15 protein-coding genes are annotated in these 16101 nt (G+C 69.6%); 4 read left to right on the forward strand and 11 right to left on the reverse strand.

Annotated elements, in window-relative coordinates; genetic code table 11:
- Positions 1–126: 126 nt before the first annotated feature.
- Positions 127–1575, forward strand: coding sequence for a cytosine permease (locus OG574_RS16900; protein ID WP_100595052.1), 1449 nt, complete (start codon positions 127–129; stop codon positions 1573–1575).
- A 65-nt stretch (positions 1576–1640) separates the two neighbouring features.
- A complete protein-coding gene (locus OG574_RS16905; RefSeq protein ID WP_326773925.1) occupies positions 1641–2621 on the forward strand; it encodes an LLM class flavin-dependent oxidoreductase in 981 nt (326 codons plus the stop codon).
- 40 nt (positions 2622–2661) lie between these two features.
- On the opposite strand, the gene OG574_RS16910 is transcribed toward OG574_RS16905, so the two are convergent.
- The 4 genes from OG574_RS16910 to OG574_RS16925 all read right to left on the reverse strand — a co-directional run bounded on the left by OG574_RS16910 (position 2662) and on the right by OG574_RS16925 (position 9365).
- The gene (locus OG574_RS16910) at positions 2662–4086 is read right to left on the reverse strand and encodes a sugar porter family MFS transporter (RefSeq protein WP_326773926.1); all 1425 of its coding nucleotides are present in this window, start codon (positions 4084–4086) and stop codon (positions 2662–2664) included.
- Between the two features lie 313 nt (positions 4087–4399).
- The gene (locus OG574_RS16915) at positions 4400–8230 is read right to left on the reverse strand and encodes an AAA family ATPase (protein WP_326773927.1); all 3831 of its coding nucleotides are present in this window, start codon (positions 8228–8230) and stop codon (positions 4400–4402) included.
- A gap of 268 nt (positions 8231–8498) precedes the next feature.
- Complete coding sequence (locus tag OG574_RS16920; RefSeq protein ID WP_100595048.1) at positions 8499–8702, reverse strand: hypothetical protein; 204 nt, start codon at positions 8700–8702, stop codon at positions 8499–8501.
- A gap of 381 nt (positions 8703–9083) precedes the next feature.
- The gene (locus tag OG574_RS16925; protein ID WP_100595047.1) at positions 9084–9365 is read right to left on the reverse strand and encodes an acylphosphatase; all 282 of its coding nucleotides are present in this window, start codon (positions 9363–9365) and stop codon (positions 9084–9086) included.
- Positions 9366–9500: 135 nt separating this feature from the next.
- On the opposite strand from OG574_RS16925, the gene OG574_RS16930 reads away from it, so the two are divergent.
- Both OG574_RS16930 and OG574_RS16935 read left to right on the forward strand, forming a co-directional pair.
- Positions 9501–10619 (forward strand): CAP domain-containing protein, encoded by a 1119-nt coding sequence (locus tag OG574_RS16930; RefSeq protein WP_442816927.1) that lies wholly within the window; start codon positions 9501–9503, stop codon positions 10617–10619.
- A gap of 85 nt (positions 10620–10704) precedes the next feature.
- Positions 10705–11097, forward strand: a complete 393-nt coding sequence (locus OG574_RS16935) for a winged helix-turn-helix transcriptional regulator (protein WP_326773929.1) — start codon at positions 10705–10707, stop codon at positions 11095–11097.
- On the opposite strand, the gene mutM is transcribed toward OG574_RS16935, so the two are convergent.
- The 7 genes from mutM to rsmD all read right to left on the reverse strand — a co-directional run bounded on the left by mutM (position 11064) and on the right by rsmD (position 16077).
- On the reverse strand, positions 11064–11930 hold the full coding sequence (gene mutM / locus OG574_RS16940; RefSeq protein ID WP_326773930.1) for a bifunctional DNA-formamidopyrimidine glycosylase/DNA-(apurinic or apyrimidinic site) lyase: 867 nt from the start codon (positions 11928–11930) through the stop codon (positions 11064–11066). The genes OG574_RS16935 and mutM overlap by 34 nt on opposite strands.
- Positions 11931–12018: 88 nt before the next feature.
- Positions 12019–12819: a ribonuclease III gene (gene rnc, locus OG574_RS16945; protein WP_100595043.1), complete on the reverse strand. Its 801-nt coding sequence runs from the start codon at positions 12817–12819 to the stop codon at positions 12019–12021.
- Positions 12820–12838: 19 nt separating this feature from the next.
- Positions 12839–13012 carry a 50S ribosomal protein L32 gene (rpmF, locus tag OG574_RS16950; RefSeq protein ID WP_030361955.1) on the reverse strand — a complete coding sequence of 58 codons (174 nt, stop codon included), beginning with the start codon at positions 13010–13012 and terminating at the stop codon, positions 12839–12841.
- Positions 13013–13014: 2 nt separating this feature from the next.
- The gene (locus OG574_RS16955) at positions 13015–13650 is read right to left on the reverse strand and encodes a YceD family protein (protein WP_326778516.1); all 636 of its coding nucleotides are present in this window, start codon (positions 13648–13650) and stop codon (positions 13015–13017) included.
- Between the two features lie 153 nt (positions 13651–13803).
- Positions 13804–14895: an ATP synthase F0 subunit B gene (locus OG574_RS16960; protein ID WP_326778517.1), complete on the reverse strand. Its 1092-nt coding sequence runs from the start codon at positions 14893–14895 to the stop codon at positions 13804–13806.
- Between the two features lie 73 nt (positions 14896–14968).
- Complete coding sequence (gene coaD / locus OG574_RS16965; RefSeq protein ID WP_199841845.1) at positions 14969–15448, reverse strand: pantetheine-phosphate adenylyltransferase; 480 nt, start codon at positions 15446–15448, stop codon at positions 14969–14971.
- A gap of 26 nt (positions 15449–15474) precedes the next feature.
- Positions 15475–16077, reverse strand: a complete 603-nt coding sequence (gene rsmD / locus OG574_RS16970; RefSeq protein WP_326773931.1) for a 16S rRNA (guanine(966)-N(2))-methyltransferase RsmD — start codon at positions 16075–16077, stop codon at positions 15475–15477.
- Between the last annotated feature and the right edge of the window lie 24 nt (positions 16078–16101).

Below are 16101 nucleotides of genomic sequence, written 5' to 3' on the forward strand. Positions count from 1 at the left end.
GACTAAAGTACGATGGAAGAGGATGATGCAACGCGCGTAGAGTCCACAGCGTCCCCTCCCCACACCCCCCACCGGCTCCCCCACCAACACCCACGGAGCCGAGCGAGAGGCACGGAACCCCACCGCATGAGCAAGACCGCCGAATCCGAAGGCGCACTCGAGACCCGCGGCATCGAGCCCGTCCCCGAGTCCGAGCGCACCGCCAGGACCCGTGAGCTGTTCCCCACCTGGGTCGCCGCCAACATCAGTGTGCTGCTGCTCACGATGGGCGCGAGTCTGGTCGTCTCGTACAAGCTCAACTTCTGGCAGGCACTCGTCGTCGCGATCGCCGCCCCCATTGTCTCGTACGGCCTCGTCGGCCTGATCGGCATCGCCGGCAAGCGCGGCGGCGCCCCGGGCATGGCCCTGTCGCGCGCGGTCTTCGGCCAGCGCGGCAACCTGCTGCCGGGCTCGCTCATCTGGGTCGCCCGCTGGGGCTGGGAGACGATCAACGCGGTGACCGGCGCCTACGCCGTGCTCACCGTCCTGGACATCCTCTTCGGCGTGAAGAGCAACAACGTCCTGGTGATCGTCACGCTGCTGCTCTTCGTCGTCACGACGTTCGTGATCTCCGGCCTCGGGATCAACGCCGTGCAGAAGTGCAACAAGTACGCGACGTACCTCTTCGGTCTCTTCTCGGTCCTCGTGCTGGCCTACCTGATCGCCAACACCGACTGGACCCGCGTCTTCGACCAGCCCGCGGGCAAGATGTCGCTGATGGTCGCCGGTATCGGCCTGATCGCCGCGGGCGGCGTCAGCTGGATCCCCTCGTCGCCTGACTTCACGCGCTACCTGCCGCGCACGGCCTCGTCGGTCGCGATCGTGCGCAACTCGGTCGGCGGCGCCGGCATCGTCGTCCTGCCGATGGTCCTGATGGGCGCCGTCATGGCGGTCTCCACGCCCGACCTGGCCTCGGCCGCCGACCCGGTCTCCTTCCTCGGCGAGATCCTGCCGCTGTGGATCGCTGTCCCGTACCTCCTGATCGCCCTGGTCGGCATGCTGCTGATCAACTCGATGTCGATGTACTCGGCGGGCTTCACCGCCCAGACCCTCGGCTTCAAGGTCCCGCGCCACTGGGCCGTCTCGATCAACGCGCTGATCTCGCTGATCTTCGGCGGCATCCTGATGCTCGTCGCAACCAGCTTCATGGGCTCGTTCATCGCCTTCCTCTCGCTGCTCGCGGTGGCGTTCTCGGCCTGGGTCGGCGTCTTCGGCGCCGACATGCTGCGGCGCAAGGAGTACGACGCCGAGGCCCTCGTCGACACCACGCGCACCAGCGCCTACTGGTACACGGGCGGCTTCAGCCCGGCAGCCGTCGCCTCCTGGGCGATCGGCCTGCTCGGGGGCCTGATGTTCACCACGTCCGACTGGTTCACCGGCCCCCTCGCCGCCAACAACCCGATCGGCGAGTACGGCCTCGGCTGGGTCGCCACGATCGTGATCTCCGGCCTGCTGTACGTGGTCCTGCCGAAGCCCGCCGTCGCCGCCACCTCCGAGATCTCCGCCGAAGAGGAGCGCGAGACTCTGGCTGTCTGACGCCCCGTCAGCTACCGTCCCCCTTCACCAGCGGCCCAACTCCGCCCTGTGAAGGGGGACTTCTCATGCCCGTCACGGTCGTGCGCTTCAACCTCGTGGACCCTGCGGCGACGCCCGAATCGCTGAGCGCCCGCTACCGGGCGGCCGTCGAGATGGCGGCGTACGCCGACGACCGCGGCATCTCCACCGTCCAGACCGAGGAGCACCACGGCGTCGCCAACAACTGGCTGCCGTCCCCCTTCACCTTCGCGGGCGCCGTCTTCGGCGCGACCCGGCGCATCGCCGTCACGGTCTCCGCGATCATCGGCCCGCTGCACGATCCGCTGCGCCTCGCGGAGGACATCGCCGTACTCGATCTGCTCAGCGGCGGCCGGCTCGTCACCGTCGCCGGAATCGGCTACCGGCCCGAGGAGTACGGCCAGTTCGACGTCGAGTGGAAGCGGCGGGGCAAGCTCCAGGACGAGCTTCTCGACACCCTGCTCAAGGCGTGGACGGGCGAGGAGTTCGACTTCCGCGGCCGCACGGTCCGCGTCACTCCGCGCCCGTTCACCCAGCCCCACCCGCTGCTCCTGGTCGGCGGTTCCTCGCGGGCGGCGGCGCGGCGGGCGGCCCGCCTCGGCCTGCCGTTCTTCCCGAGCGCGCATCTGCCCGAACTCGAGGCGTACTACAAGGAACAGCTCGTCGAGCACGGCACCGAGGGCTGGACCATGATGCCCGCGGCGGTCACCCCGCTGCTGCACGTCGCCGAGGACCCCGACCGCGTCTGGGCCGAGCACGGCGAGCACTTCCTGCACGAGGCACGGACGTACGCGTCCTGGCAGTCCGGCGACATCAAGTCGGCGGTGAAGTCCGGCGCTACGACAGTCGACGAGCTGCGCGCCGAGGGCGTCTACCGGATCCTCACGCCCGACGAGTGCGTGGAGCAGGCCCTCGACAGCTATGTGCTGCACCCGTTGTCGGGCGGTATGCCGGTCGACGAGGGCTGGCGCAGCCTGCATCTGTTCTGCGAAAACGTACTGCCCCGGCTCGAAGACCGTGCGGTCTGAGCCGGGGCAGTGACGAGGGTGAGGAGATGGCAGCGGGGACTTAACCCATCTCCTCCAACGCCTTGCCCTTGGTCTCCTTCACGAACTTGAGTACGAAGGGGATCGAGAGCGCGGCGAAGATTGTGTAAATGATGTACGTCCCGGAGAGGTTCCAGTCGGCCAGCGACGGGAAGCTCGCGGTGATGGCCCAGTTGGCGATCCACTGCGCGGACGCGGCCACGCCGAGCGCCGCGGCGCGGATCTTGTTCGGGAACATCTCGCCGAGGAAGACCCAGACGACGACACCCCAGGACAGGGCGAAGAACAGGACGAAGAAGTGGGCGGCGATCAGGGCGACCCAGCCCTGCGTGGCCGGCAGCTTGCCGTCCACCAGGTCGTACGAGAACGCCCAGGCCTCCAGTGCGAGACCGATGACCATGCCGACGGAACCGACCAGGGCCAGCGGCTTACGGCCGACGCGGTCCACCAGGAGCATCGCGATCACGGTGCCGATGATGTTGATGATCGACGTGGTGAACGAGTAGAAGAACGAGTCCGTCGGGTTCACGCCGACCGACTGCCACAGCGTCGAGGAGTAGTAGAACGCGACGTTGATGCCGACGAACTGCTGGAAGACCGAGAGGCCGATACCGATCCAGACGATCGGCTTGAAGTAGAGGCCGCCGTTGCCCTTGCCGGAGAGCAGGTCCTTGAACGTGGACTTGTGCTCGCTCTTCATCGCGTGCTCGATCTCGGCGACGCGGACGTCCAGGTCGATCTTCGTGCCCTCGACCTCGGCGAGGATCTCCTTGGCCTTGGCCTCGCGGCCGACCGAGATGAGGAAGCGCGGCGACTCGGGGATCGCGAAGGACAGCATGCCGTAGAGGACGGCGGGGATGACCATCACGCCGAGCATGACCTGCCAGGCCTCGAGGCCCAGGACTTCACCGCGCTGGTCGCCGCCGGCGGCCTGCAGGATGCCGTAGTTGACGAGCTGCGAGATGGCGATGCCGACGACGATCGCGGCCTGCTGGAAGGAGCCGAGGCGGCCGCGGTACGCGGGCGGCGAGACCTCGGCGATGTAGGCCGGGCCGATGACGGAGGCCATGCCGATGCCGAAGCCGCCGACGATCCGCCAGAAGGCCAGGTCCCAGAGGGCGAAGGGCAGTGCGGAGCCGACGGCGCTGATCGTGAAGAGGACGGCCGCGATCTGCATGCAGCGGATACGGCCGATGCGGTCCGCGATCCGGCCGGCGGTGGCCGCGCCGATCGCACAGCCGATCAGGGCGATGGCGATGACCTGGGCGAGCGTTCCGGAGCCGATGTCGTACCGGTCGCGGATGGCCTCGACGGCTCCGTTGATCACGGAACTGTCGTAGCCGAAGAGAAAGCCGCCCATCGCGGCCGCCGCCGTGATGAAGATGACGTGACCGAGATGGTCGGGGTGAGCCTCTCGGGCGCTTGGCGGCTTCGCTGTGCTGGTCACGGTTTACTCCTCGGGCCACCGGCAACGGTGCCGGGGGTGGGGGTGAGAGCCCTTCCAGTGGCGCACAACTTCACGCCGCCCACCACCTGAAGGTAAAAGCAACGTTGCAGAGACTATGCCTTCAAGTTTCGAAGTCAAGAGGGGGGTAACTGTAATTTTGAGACGCCCTGGTCACAGGCATCATTCAACTCTTGAACGATCGCTTGTGAGTGATCTTGTGGCTGATCTCGCGGCCGACGCCGCGGCTGATGCCGTACCGGTGAACGAGGTACGGGCGGGCCGGTGACCGATGTCCGGGCGGCCCGGCGTGCGGTCAGCGCAGCCGCTGACTGATCACCTTCGACACCCCGTCGCCCTGCATCGACACCCCGTAGAGCGCGTCGGCGACCTCCATCGTGCGCTTCTGGTGCGTGATCACGATGAGCTGGGAGGCCTCCTGGAGCTCCTGCATGATGCGGATGAGGCGCTGGAGGTTGGTGTCGTCGAGTGCGGCCTCGACCTCGTCCATCACATAGAAGGGGCTGGGCCGCGCCTTGAAGATCGAGACGAGCAGCGCCACGGCGGTCAGGGAGCGCTCGCCGCCGGAGAGCAGCGAGAGCCGCTTGACCTTCTTGCCCGGAGGGCGGGCCTCCACGTCGACGCCCGTGGTGAGCATGTTGTCGGGATCGGTCAGGATCAGCCGTCCGTCGCCGCCGGGGAAGAGCCGGCTGAAGACACCCTCGAACTCTCGGGCCGTGTCCCGGTACGCCTCGGTGAAGACCTGCTCGACGCGCTCGTCGACCTCCTTCACCACCTGAAGGAGATCGCTCCTCGTCTTCTTCAGGTCCTCGAGCTGCTCGCTGAGGAACTTGTGGCGCTCCTCCAGCGCGGCAAACTCTTCCAGAGCCAGCGGATTCACTTTTCCCAGCTGCTGATACGCCCGTTCGGCTGACTTGAGCCGCTTCTCCTGCTCCCCGCGCACGAACGGCCGCGGCTGATTGCGCGGGTGCTCGGGGTCGTCGGGCAGCTCCTCGCCCTCGGCCGGAAGCGAGGGCGGTACGGGCTGCTGCGGCCCGTACTCCGCTACGAGTCCCGCCGGTTCGACGCCGAGTTCCTCCAGTGCCTTGGCCTCCAGCTGCTCGATCCGCAGCCGCTTCTCGGCGCCGAGCACCTCGCCCCGGTGCACCGAGTCCGTCAGCTTGTCGAGCTCCGCCTTCAGGTCCCGGCCGCGGGCCCGCTCGGCGACGAGCTCCCGCTCCCGCTCGCCCTTGGCGCTCTCGGCGGACGCCCGCTCCTGCTCGGCCCGTCCCACGGATACCTCGACGTGGGCGAGCAACTGCCGGGCGCCGGAGGCCACCGCCTCGGCCACGGCCGCTTCGTGGCGCAGCCTGGAGCGCTGCCGCTCCGCACGCGCGCGTGCCTCGCGCTCCGCGCGGGCCGCCCGGTCCAGCGAATCGGCGCGTCCGGCAAGGCCCTTCACGCGCTCCTCGTGCGTACGCGCCTGGAGCCGGGCCTCCATCTCGGTCTGGCGGGCGTTGGCCCCGTCGGCGGCAAGCCGGTCGCGTACCGCGGTGTCCGGCTCCTCGTCGGCCGGCATCTCCTCGGCGACGGCGAGCCGTTCCGCCAGCTCCTCGGCGTCCATTACGGCCTTCTCCAGCGCGTCCTGCGCCTTGGCGGCCGCGGCGGCGCTGCGCTCGGCCTCCCCGGCCGCGCCTCGCGCCTGTCCGGACAGACGGCCGAGCTGCTGCGCCACGGACGACTTCTCGCGGTCGGCGGCCCGGCGCCGCTCCCCCAGCTCCTCCACCAGAGCGGCGGCGTCAGCGCGCCGGGCGACCGCGGCGCGCTGCGCCTCGGCCAGCTCCTCGCACCGCACCCCGAGCTCGGCCAGCTCGCCCGCGGCCTCGTCGACGGAGGCCTGCACCTCGAGAAGACTGGGCGCACCGGCGGAACCGCCCTGCGCGAAGTGCGCCCCGAGCAGGTCCCCTTCAGCGGTGACTGCGGTCAGCTCGGGCCGCGCGTAGACAAGATCCTCGGCATCCTCGAGCGTCCCGACGACCACGATCCCCCGCAGCAGCCGCCGCACGGCAGGCATCAACTCGGAGGGCCCGCGCACGAAATCGGCCACGGGCGGCGGCCCGTCCCCACCCCGCGCGGCCCGTCCCGGGTACGCACGTCCCAAGCCACCGAGCCCCTCGCCGACATCGCCCGCCCCGGTCGCCGACGCGGCACTCTCCGGATGGGAGCCACCACGGTGTACGTCACCAGTGCCGTCACCACCACCCGCGGCCCCGCCACCAGGGGAACCTCCGGCCGAGGCGGACATGCCGCCGGCCGCCGCCACGGAAACGCCACCGTCACCACCAGCCACAGGCCCACCGTCCGCAGACCCACCACCGGCCGACCCCCCGGCCGACGACGCGCCCCCACCCCCGGCCCAAGCGGAATCGTCCCCGGCCAGCAGCAGCGCCGCGCGCCCCGCGTCCTGTTTGCGCAGGAGGCGGATCGCTTCCGCGGCGGAGGCGGGGGTCGTCACGGCGATGGCGTCGGCCGCGGCGCCGAACGCCGCGGCGACCGGGACCTCGAAGCCTGGGGTGACGGAGAGCAGTTCGGCCGCGGGGCCGAGGACTCCGGCCAGTCGGTCGCGGGCCCCGAGCAACGCGCCGGTGCCGTCCTTGCGGCGCAGTCCGAGCGCGAGGGCGTCATGCCTGGCGGAGACAGCGGCCCGTTTGCGTTCCGCGGACGTCAGGGCTTCCCTGGCCGCCGTCAGCGCGGACTCCGCGTCGGCGAGGGCGGCCCTGGCCGCGTCGTGCCGGTCCCCGAGCTCCGCGTCCCCGGCGTCGAGGCCGTCCACCTCGGCCTTGAGCTGCTCGTACTCCTCCTGCGCCGCGACGGCCCGCTCCCGCGCCTCGTCCCGCGCGGCGGCCAGCCGGTCGATCTCGGCCTGCGCCGCGGCGGCCCGCGAACGGGCGGCGTTGACCTGCCCGTTCAGCCGCGCAAGCCCCTCGCGCCGGTCGGCGATGGCCCGGGCTGCGTCCTTGAGCCGACGCTCCTCGGCCGCCAACTCCCGTTCCAGGTCGGCCCGGTGGGCCACCGTGTCGTCGAGAGCGCGCTCGGCCGCTTCGAGCGCGGCCTCCAGTTCGGCCTCCTGCTCGCGGATCCGGGCGGCCTCGCGCTCCATGTCCTCGGGGTCACGCCCGCGCCGCTCCTCCGCGGGGGCTGACGTCGCGCTCTTGACCCGCGCGTCGGCCAGCGAGACGGTGCCGCGCACCCGCTCGGCCAGTTGCGACAGCTCGTACCAGGTCTGCTGGGCGCGCTGGAGCCGCGGCGTGAGCTGCCTGACCTCGGCCTCCAGGAGCGCCTCACGCTGGAGTGCCTTCTTCAGCTCGGCCTCGGCGGCGTCCTTGCGTTCCTTGAGCGCCGCCTCGTCCTCGACCTCGGCGCGCAGCGCACCCCGCATCCGTACGAGGTCGTCGGCGAGGAGGCGCAGCCGCGCGTCGCGGAGGTCGGCCTGGATGACGGCGGCGCGGCGCGCGACGGCGGCCTGGCGCCCGAGCGGCTTCAACTGTCGCCGCAACTCGTCGTTAAGGTCCTGCACGCGCGCGAGGTTGGCCTTCATCGCGTCCAGTTTCCGCAGCGCCTTCTCCTTGCGCTTGCGGTGCTTGAGGACACCGGCGGCCTCCTCGATGAACGCCCTGCGCCCCATCGGGTCGGCGTGGAGCACGGAGTCGAGCTGGCCCTGCCCGACGATGACATGCATCTCGCGCCCGATACCGGAGTCGGATAGCAACTCCTGGATATCGAGCAGCCTGCACGTGTCGCCGTTGATCTGGTATTCGCTGCCGCCGTTGCGGAACATGATCCGCGTAATGGTGACCTCGGCGTACTCGATGGGCAGCGCGCCGTCGGAGTTGTCGATGGTCAGCGACACCTCGGCGCGGCCGAGCGGCGGGCGCCCGGTCGTGCCGGCGAAGATGACGTCCTCCATCTTGCCGCCGCGCAGCGACTTCGCACCCTGCTCGCCCATGACCCAGCTGAGGGCGTCCACGACATTGGACTTGCCCGAGCCATTGGGGCCGACGACGCAGGTGATGCCCGGCTCGAACCGCAGTGTGGTGGCCGAGGCGAACGATTTGAACCCGCGCAGGGTCAGGGCCTTGAGGTGCACGCCGCCGGACTCTACCCGCCGCGCGTGTCTCACTCCATGAACCCGCGGTTTCGCCCAGGAAAGTGCAGGGCACATCAGACGTTAAAGAAAGACGTCGACGCGCGGAGCATCGGCGGGGCATTCGAGGGGGCGCGACACGGGGCGGCTCACGGGGAGCGGAAAGTCAGAAAGAAGGGACGCGAAAAGCGTCCCTTGTAGATCTGAGCAATCTGATCAAGCGGCTTGACGAAAGGGCTGCCTGACCACTGGTGTCGTGTGCGGGATGTGGTCAGGTGAGCGCAGGCTCCGCCTGGGGTACGTCGATGCTCTCGAGGAGCGAGTCGTGAGAAGCGGCAGCCGCGAGCGCGTCGTTCTCGGACTGGATCCGAACGAGTTCGGACTCAAGGTCCTGGACGCGCTGCTGGAGCCGTCGCATCTCGGCGAGGAGTCGCGGGTCGGAACCGCCGACGTAACCGAGAAGCGCCTTTGCCATGATGGATGGTCCTCCACAATGAGTGACCGACCGAAGCGGTGTGGGTCGTGAGGGAATCGCACCCGCGGTGCCTGGCACTCGTTGTCTTGCTGCCGTTCATACATGCCAAACAGCTAAGGTGCGCGGGGCTTCCAGAGTCTCACCAAAAAGTTTGACGGTCAACACGATCACACCCCGTATCGACGGGTGAGCCCGGGGGCGCGGCACCGTGAAAACTTCGGCGCGGCCTCACTTCGGGCCCCTGGGGGCGCGGAGATCATCCTTACTTCGCGAGCCTGCCACGACGAGCGCTTATTGGCAACCACCAGGTCATTCATGCCCCACGCAGTTGCCCTGAGCATGCCATCAACACCTGTTGAGGCCCTGGCCTGCGCGTCCTTCTCAGCGAATGGCGAAGTCGGCGTATCCGCCGCGCGGGGCGTCCCAGATCTCGGTGACTCCGTCGACCCTCCCGGGTGTGTCGCCGTCGCGGAGCCAGTCGAGAAGGCCCTGACAGCTCGCGCGTGAGCCCTCCGCGACGACCTGGACCCGGCCGTCGTCCAAATTGAGAGCAAAGCCACTCAGGCCGCCGATCTCAAGAGCCTTCGCCCGGGTGAACCAGCGAAAACCCACACGCTGGACGCGTCCGCGCACCCAGGCGGTGATGCGTACGTCTTCGTTCATAAGGGGCACGCTAACCGGCCAATTGCACTCGGAGCACTTCGCCCCCTTCCGCCTTGCGGTACCGTCCCGGACCAATGCGACTCACTCGAACGGGTGAGTCGCATTACCCACAGCGAGGACGAGGAAGGCCACAAGATGGGACGCCACCGACGCACCGACGCCGGCCGCGCCGCCACGGGTCGCGCCACGGACAGCACGGCCGGTTCGTATGCCGGGCACGGCGGTACGTACAAGGCCGGGTACAACGGCGCGTACGGCGCGCACGCGGAGACGTACACACCCGACGGATTCACCTCCCCGTACAACGCAAGCCCGCACGCCACGGCGAACGGCGACCTGGGCTGGGGGTTCGACGACGTCTACCCGGGCGAGCCCGAAGCCGCGTACGCGCCCTCCGGGAGCCCGGGCGGCTCGCACCGCCACAGGAAGCGCGTCGCCAGGCCGGTGCGGACGGGGCTCCTCGGAGTCTCCGCCGCCGTGGCGATGGGCGCCGTCGCGGTGGCCTCCGGGGTGGTCCCCGGCATGGACAACTACTCGCTGGGCGGCGGCAACGGCGCCGACAAGGTGCGCGCCGCCGACTCCCCTTCGGGGCTCGAGACGCAGGGCGGTACGGACGGCAGCGCCGACCGCGCCCCGTCCTCCGCGAGCCGCAGCGCCGAGCGCTCGGACTCTCCTTCCGCTTCACCTTCGCAGTCTTCGTCGAAGCCGTCTTCGAACCCGTCAAAGACGGCTTCGTCGAGCAAGTCCTCCAGTTCCGCTTCGCATTCCGGTTCCGGCGGTGCGGCGACCTCGCCGAAGACCGCGACCCCGTCCAAGACCGCCACCACGAAGCCGAAGCCCCCGGCTGCGGCGCCGAGCCTGAAGGCCCCGTCCGGCGAGGCGTCGGCCGAGGCCCAGGTGCTCGCGCTGGTCAACACGGAGCGGGCCAAGGCCGGCTGCAGGCCGGTGACCGCGGACGGCGGCCTCGCCGCCCTCGCCGGGAACTTCAGCGAGGACATGGCGGCGCGGGGCTTCTTCGACCACACGGATCCGGATGGCGCGACGCCCTGGGACCGCGCGAAGGAGGCCGGCATAACGGACCTGGGCGGCGAGAACATAGCCCGGGGCCAGGCCAACGCCCAGTCCGTGATGGACTCCTGGATGAACAGCCCCGGCCACCGCGCGAACATCCTCAACTGCGACTACAAGACGCTGGGTGTCGGCGTGCACTTCGGGTCGGGCGGCCCGTGGTGGACGCAGGACTTCGGCTTCTGACCGCACCGGCCGGCCCCAGGCCCCCGCGCTAACCGATGGTTAGCGCACCCCAGAGGCTCGCGCTGCGCCGGAGTACGCTTGCCGCATGGAATCGAGCGGCAGCGACCTCGCGTACGACGTGTTCTCCCGTCAGTGCCCGTCCCGCGGCACCCTCGAGCACGTGACGGGCCGCTGGGGAGCGCTCACGCTCGGGGCGCTGCACGAGGGCAGCTTCCGCTTCAACGAACTGCGGCGCCGCGTGGACGGCGTGAGCGAGAAAATGCTGTCGCAGACCCTGCACGCGCTGGAGCGCGACGGCCTGGTGCACCGCGAGGCGCAGCCGACCAACCCGCCGCGCGTGGACTACGAGCTGACACCGCTCGGGCGCGAGGTCTCCGAACGGCTCCTGGCCCTCATCCAGTTCGTCGAGGGCCGGATGGACGACGTGCTCGCGTCGCGCGCCCGTTACGACGCGGACGGGGCGCGCGGCGGCCGCTGACAGCGCGGGCAGAAGTAGCTGGAGCGGTTCATCCAGGGGCGTCGGCGAATGATCGTGCCGCAGCGCCGGCAGGGCTCACCCTCGCGCCCGTAGGCGTCGAGCGAGCGGTCGAAGTAGCCGGACTCGCCGTTCACATTCACGTAGAGGCTGTCGAAGCTGGTGCCGCCGACGGCGAGGGCCGCGTTCATCACGTCCCGTACGTGGCCGAGGAGTTCGGCGGTGCGCGGGCGCGTGAATCCGGTGGTCGGCCGCTCGTAGTGGAGCTTTGCGCGCCACAGCGCCTCGTCCGCGTAGATGTTGCCGACGCCGCTGATCAGCGACTGATCGAGCAGGGCCCGCTTGATGGTCGTACGGCGCCTGCGCAGCGCCTCGTGGAACGCGGCGTCGTCGAACTTCGGGTCCAGCGGGTCGCGCGCGATGTGCGCGATGACGTCCGGCAGCCCGTCGGGGCCGGTCTCGTGCAGCGAGAGGCCGCCGAAGGTGCGCTGGTCGATGAAGCGCAGCTCCGTACCCAGTTCGTCGGCGAAGCGGACGCGGATGCGCAGATGCTTCTCGTCCGGCGCCTCGGCCGGCTGCACCAGGAGCTGTCCGCTCATCCCGAGGTGCGCGAGGACGGCGCCGCCCGTCGGCTCCAGCGGCAGCCACAGATACTTACCGCGCCGCTCGGGTACCCCGATGCGCTGGTCCTTCAGCCGGTTCGCGAAGTCCTCGCCGCCCCCGATGTGGCGGCGCACGGCGCGCGGGTGCAGGACCTCGGCGTCGGCGACGGTGCGGTGGGCGACCCAGCGCTCGAGTCCGCGCCGTACGACCTCGACCTCGGGCAGCTCGGGCACGGTGTCTCCTTGTGAGGGCTCAGATACGAAACGAACGGTGCCGACCGCCCCTCAGGACGGTCGGCACCGGACAGTTCGGATGCGGGCGTCAGGCCGACGCCGAGGAGGAGTCGGCGTTCCCCTCGGCTGCCACGGTGGCCTCGACGGCGTCAGCCGTCTTCGCCGCCTCGGCGCGCTCGTCGGCAGCCGCGCGGATCGCGCGCCATGCCGATTCAGCGGCCTGCTGCTCCGCTTCCTTCTTGCTGCGGCCGGTGCCGGTGCCGTACGAGACGCCTCCGACGCGGGCGGCAGCAGTAAAGGTCTTCTCGTGGTCGGGGCCGGTCTCCGAGACCAGGTACTCGGGAACGCCGAGCCCCTCGGTCGCGGTGAGCTCCTGGAGACTGGTCTTCCAGTCCAGGCCCGCACCCAGATTCGAGGACTTCTCGATCAGGGGGTCGAAGAGACGGTGGACGAGTTCGCCCGCCGCGTCCAGCCCCTGGTCGAGATAGACGGCGCCGATCACCGCTTCGAGCGTGTCGGCGAGGATGGACGCCTTGTCCCGGCCGCCCGTGCCCTCTTCACCCCGGCCGAGCCGGATGAAGGAACCCAGGTCGAGCCCACGGCTGACCTCCGCAAGTGCACGCGAATTGACCACCGCGGCCCGCAACTTGGCCAGCTGGCCTTCGGGCAGGTCGGGGTGGGTGGTGTACAGCGTGTCCGTGACGACGAGGCCGAGCACGGAGTCCCCGAGGAACTCGAGCCGCTCGTTCGTCGGCAGACCGCCGTTCTCGTACGCGTACGAGCGGTGGGTCAGTGCACGCACCAGAAGGGCGGACTCGAGCTTGTACCCGAGCCGCCCTTCCAGAAGCGTGTGGGACGAGGCATTGTCCGTCTTGTTCGACTCAGACATTGCGCCTCTCACCAGCCGCTCAGACCTCGAGGACCTGGCGCTTGTTGTAAGTGCCGCAAGCGGGGCACGCGATGTGCTGCAGCTTGGGCTCCTGGCAACGCTCACACGAAACCAGGGTGGGGACCGCAGCCTTCCACTGCGACCGGCGGTGGCGCGTGTTGCTGCGCGACATCTTCCGCTTCGGAACAGCCACGGCTACTTCTCCTGCTTCTCGTCGACGCCAGGTTCGGCGCCGCTCATCTCGTCCTTCTCGCCGTCCTGGATGGTCCCGGCGAGTCCCTGCAGTGCCGCCCAACGGATGTCGACGGCGTCGTGGTGGTGGTCCGGATCGTCTGCGAGCCGAGCTCCACACTGGGAGCACAGACCCGGGCAGTCGTCCTGGCACACCGGCTGCATCGGCAGTGCGAGCACCACCGCATCACGCAGCACAGGCTCGAGGTCGAACATGCCGTCCTCGAGAAAGAGCCTGTCCTCGTCTTCCTCGGCGTCGTCGGCCGGTTCCGCGGTGCGGCCCCGGTCGTCGGCGTCAGGGTACGAGAACATCTCCTGGAAATCCGCGTCGACCTCAAGGCCGAGCGGCTCCAGACACCTTACGCACTCCCCCTGAGCCGATGCACGGGCGGTGCCTGTGACAAGCACCCCTTCCATGACCGACTCGAGACGGACCTCGAGCTCCATCGGCGCGCCTTCCGGCACTCCGACGACCCCTTCGATACCGAAGTCCTTGGGGGCGTCGACCGTGCGGGTCAGTCGCTGCTGCGCACCAGGACGCCGTCCCAGCTCGTGCGTATCGAACACGAGAGGGTTGCGGTGGTCGAGGTGCGTACTCAGGGCTGGTCCTGCCTTCGGTCTTCGATGCTCAAGTTGTTCAAGCTGCTCAAGGGGATCGCTGTCCCGAATGAACCCGGGCAGCTGTGATCGCGGACGTACGCGCGACCGAAGAACCAGGATACTGGACCTTTCGCTCTCGGCCCAATCCGTCAGTCAGCGCCCCTGTTCGTACTGCCTCAGCTGCTCCGTGCTGATCATGCTCGTGTCGAAGAGGCTGGTCTCGTCGAGCGCCGTCGGCTCGTGCGCCACCTGCGGCTGCGCGTAGCCGGCCTGACCCTGGTCGTAGCCCTGCTGCTGGTGCTGCTGATAGGCGTACGGATCCTGCTGCTGGTACGCGTACGGGTCCTGCTGGTACACCGCGTACGGATCCTGCTGGCCATACGGCTGCTGCTGGTGCTGCTGGTACCCGTACAGGTCCTGCTGCGGGTCATGCTGCTGCGTTGCGTACACCGGCTGCTGGGCCGGGATCTGCGGGGTCTGGATCTGCGGGGCCTGGGGGATCTCCCGGTCCGGCTCCGCGGGGGCGTTGCCGATCTCCGCGAGTCCGGCGAGGTAGTCGGCGTCGCTCGTATGCTGGCCGCCCGTGCCGTCCGCGCCGAGGGTGCCCAGCTCGTCGCTGGCGACCCGGCCCTGGAGCGTGTGCCGGCCACGGCCGACCGCCTCGAGGGTCTTGGCGAGCACCGCCTCGAAGGCACCGAGCTTCACGTCCACGTACGAGTCGGCGTCGCGGCGCAGGGTCTCGGGGTCGTGGCTGCGCTCGGGGGCGTCCTCGTCCTCGTAGCCCTGGGCGTCGACGCCGGGGCCGGTGCCGAGGAGCTTCTCGCGGCCGCGGCCCACGGAGCCGAGGGTCTTGGTGAGGACGACCTCGAAGTTGGCGAGCTTGGAGTCGACGTAGTCGTCGGCCTCCGCGCGGATCTCCTCGGCCTCCTTGCGGGCCTCGGTGAGGATCCGCTCCCCTTCGTCCTGGGAGCGGCGGGCGACCTCGGTGTCGGAGATCAGCGAACCGCGCTCGGCGTGCGCCGCCTCGATGATCCGGTCGGCCTCCTGACGGGCCTGCTCGACCATCTGCTCGCGCCCGCCGATCAGCTCCTCGGCCTGCGCGAGGGAGCCGGGCAGTGCCTGGCGCACCTCTTCGAGCATCGCGAGCAGGTCGGCGCGGTTGACCACGCACGAGGCCGACATGGGCATGGACCGGGCATTGCCGACCGCGGCGACGATCTCGTCGAGCTTCTTCTGCACGTCCACCGTGTGCTCGCCACTCTCTACAGGGGTGTTGGAGACGGACAAGGCGACTGTACGGCCAACTGGCGCCCCGATGTCACTTCTTGGGGAGGCGCTGGGTGAGGGCCTCGAAGACCACCGGCGGCACCAGGTGGGAAACGTCGCCGCCCCAGGCCGCGACCTCCTTGACCAGGGACGAGGACAGGAAGCTGTACGTCGGGTTGGTGGGGACGAAGAGGGTCTCCACGCCCGTGAGGCCGTTGTTCATCTGGGCCATCTGCAACTCGTAGTCGAAGTCGCTGACGGCGCGCAGGCCCTTCACGATGGCCGGGATGTCGCGCTGCTTGCAGAAGTCGACGAGCAGTCCGTGGAAGGACTCGACCTCGACGTTGCCGAACTCGGCGGTGACCTCGCGGATCAGCTCGATCCGCTCCTCGATCTCGAAGAGGCCCTTCTTCGACTGGTTGATCATCACCGCGACGTGCACGACGTCGTAGAGCTTGGAAGCTCGGCCGATGATGTCGAGGTGGCCATTGGTGATGGGGTCGAACGACCCCGGACAGACGGCGCGGCGCAACGTGAGTCCCTCGCTCTCCGGTCCGGTCACGGTGCGTCCTCGCACGTGACGGTGCTCTTCAGGGCGGCGCGACCGTACCAAAACGTTCCCTCGCCGTAGCGACGGGACCTCAGTGCCTCAAATCCGTCCGGCCACGGGAAAACACCGCCCCTGGTGCTTCGCTCCACGGTGACGAGCGCTTCGTCCGCGAGCCAGCCCCCCGAGGCGAGTGTGAGCAGAATCTCCCGAAGATCGTCGTCCGGGACGACATAGGGAGGGTCGAGAAAGACCAGGTCGTACGGGGTGGCGGGGGCCGGACCGTGAACGATCTGTTCCGCTTTGCCCGCTCTGACCTCGGCGCCGGGGAGGCCGAGGGACTTCACGTTCTCGCGGATCGTGCGGACCGCGCGGGCGTCGGCCTCCACCAGGAGCGCGTGTCCCGCGCCGCGTGACAACGCCTCCAGGCCCACGGCGCCCGAGCCGCCGTACAGGTCGAGCACGCGCTCGCCGTCCAGGGGGTCGCCGCCGAGCAGCGACTGCCAGGTGGAGAAGAGGGCTTCGCGCGCCCGGTCGGACGTGGGGCGGGTGCCGTTGCCCGGCGGGACGGACAGGCGACGTCCGCCGGCCCGGCCGGCGATCACGCGGGTCATCTGAGTCCTAGTGGAGAAGGGGTC

The organism is Streptomyces sp. NBC_01445 (assembly GCF_035918235.1).
Classification (GTDB): domain Bacteria; phylum Actinomycetota; class Actinomycetes; order Streptomycetales; family Streptomycetaceae; genus Streptomyces.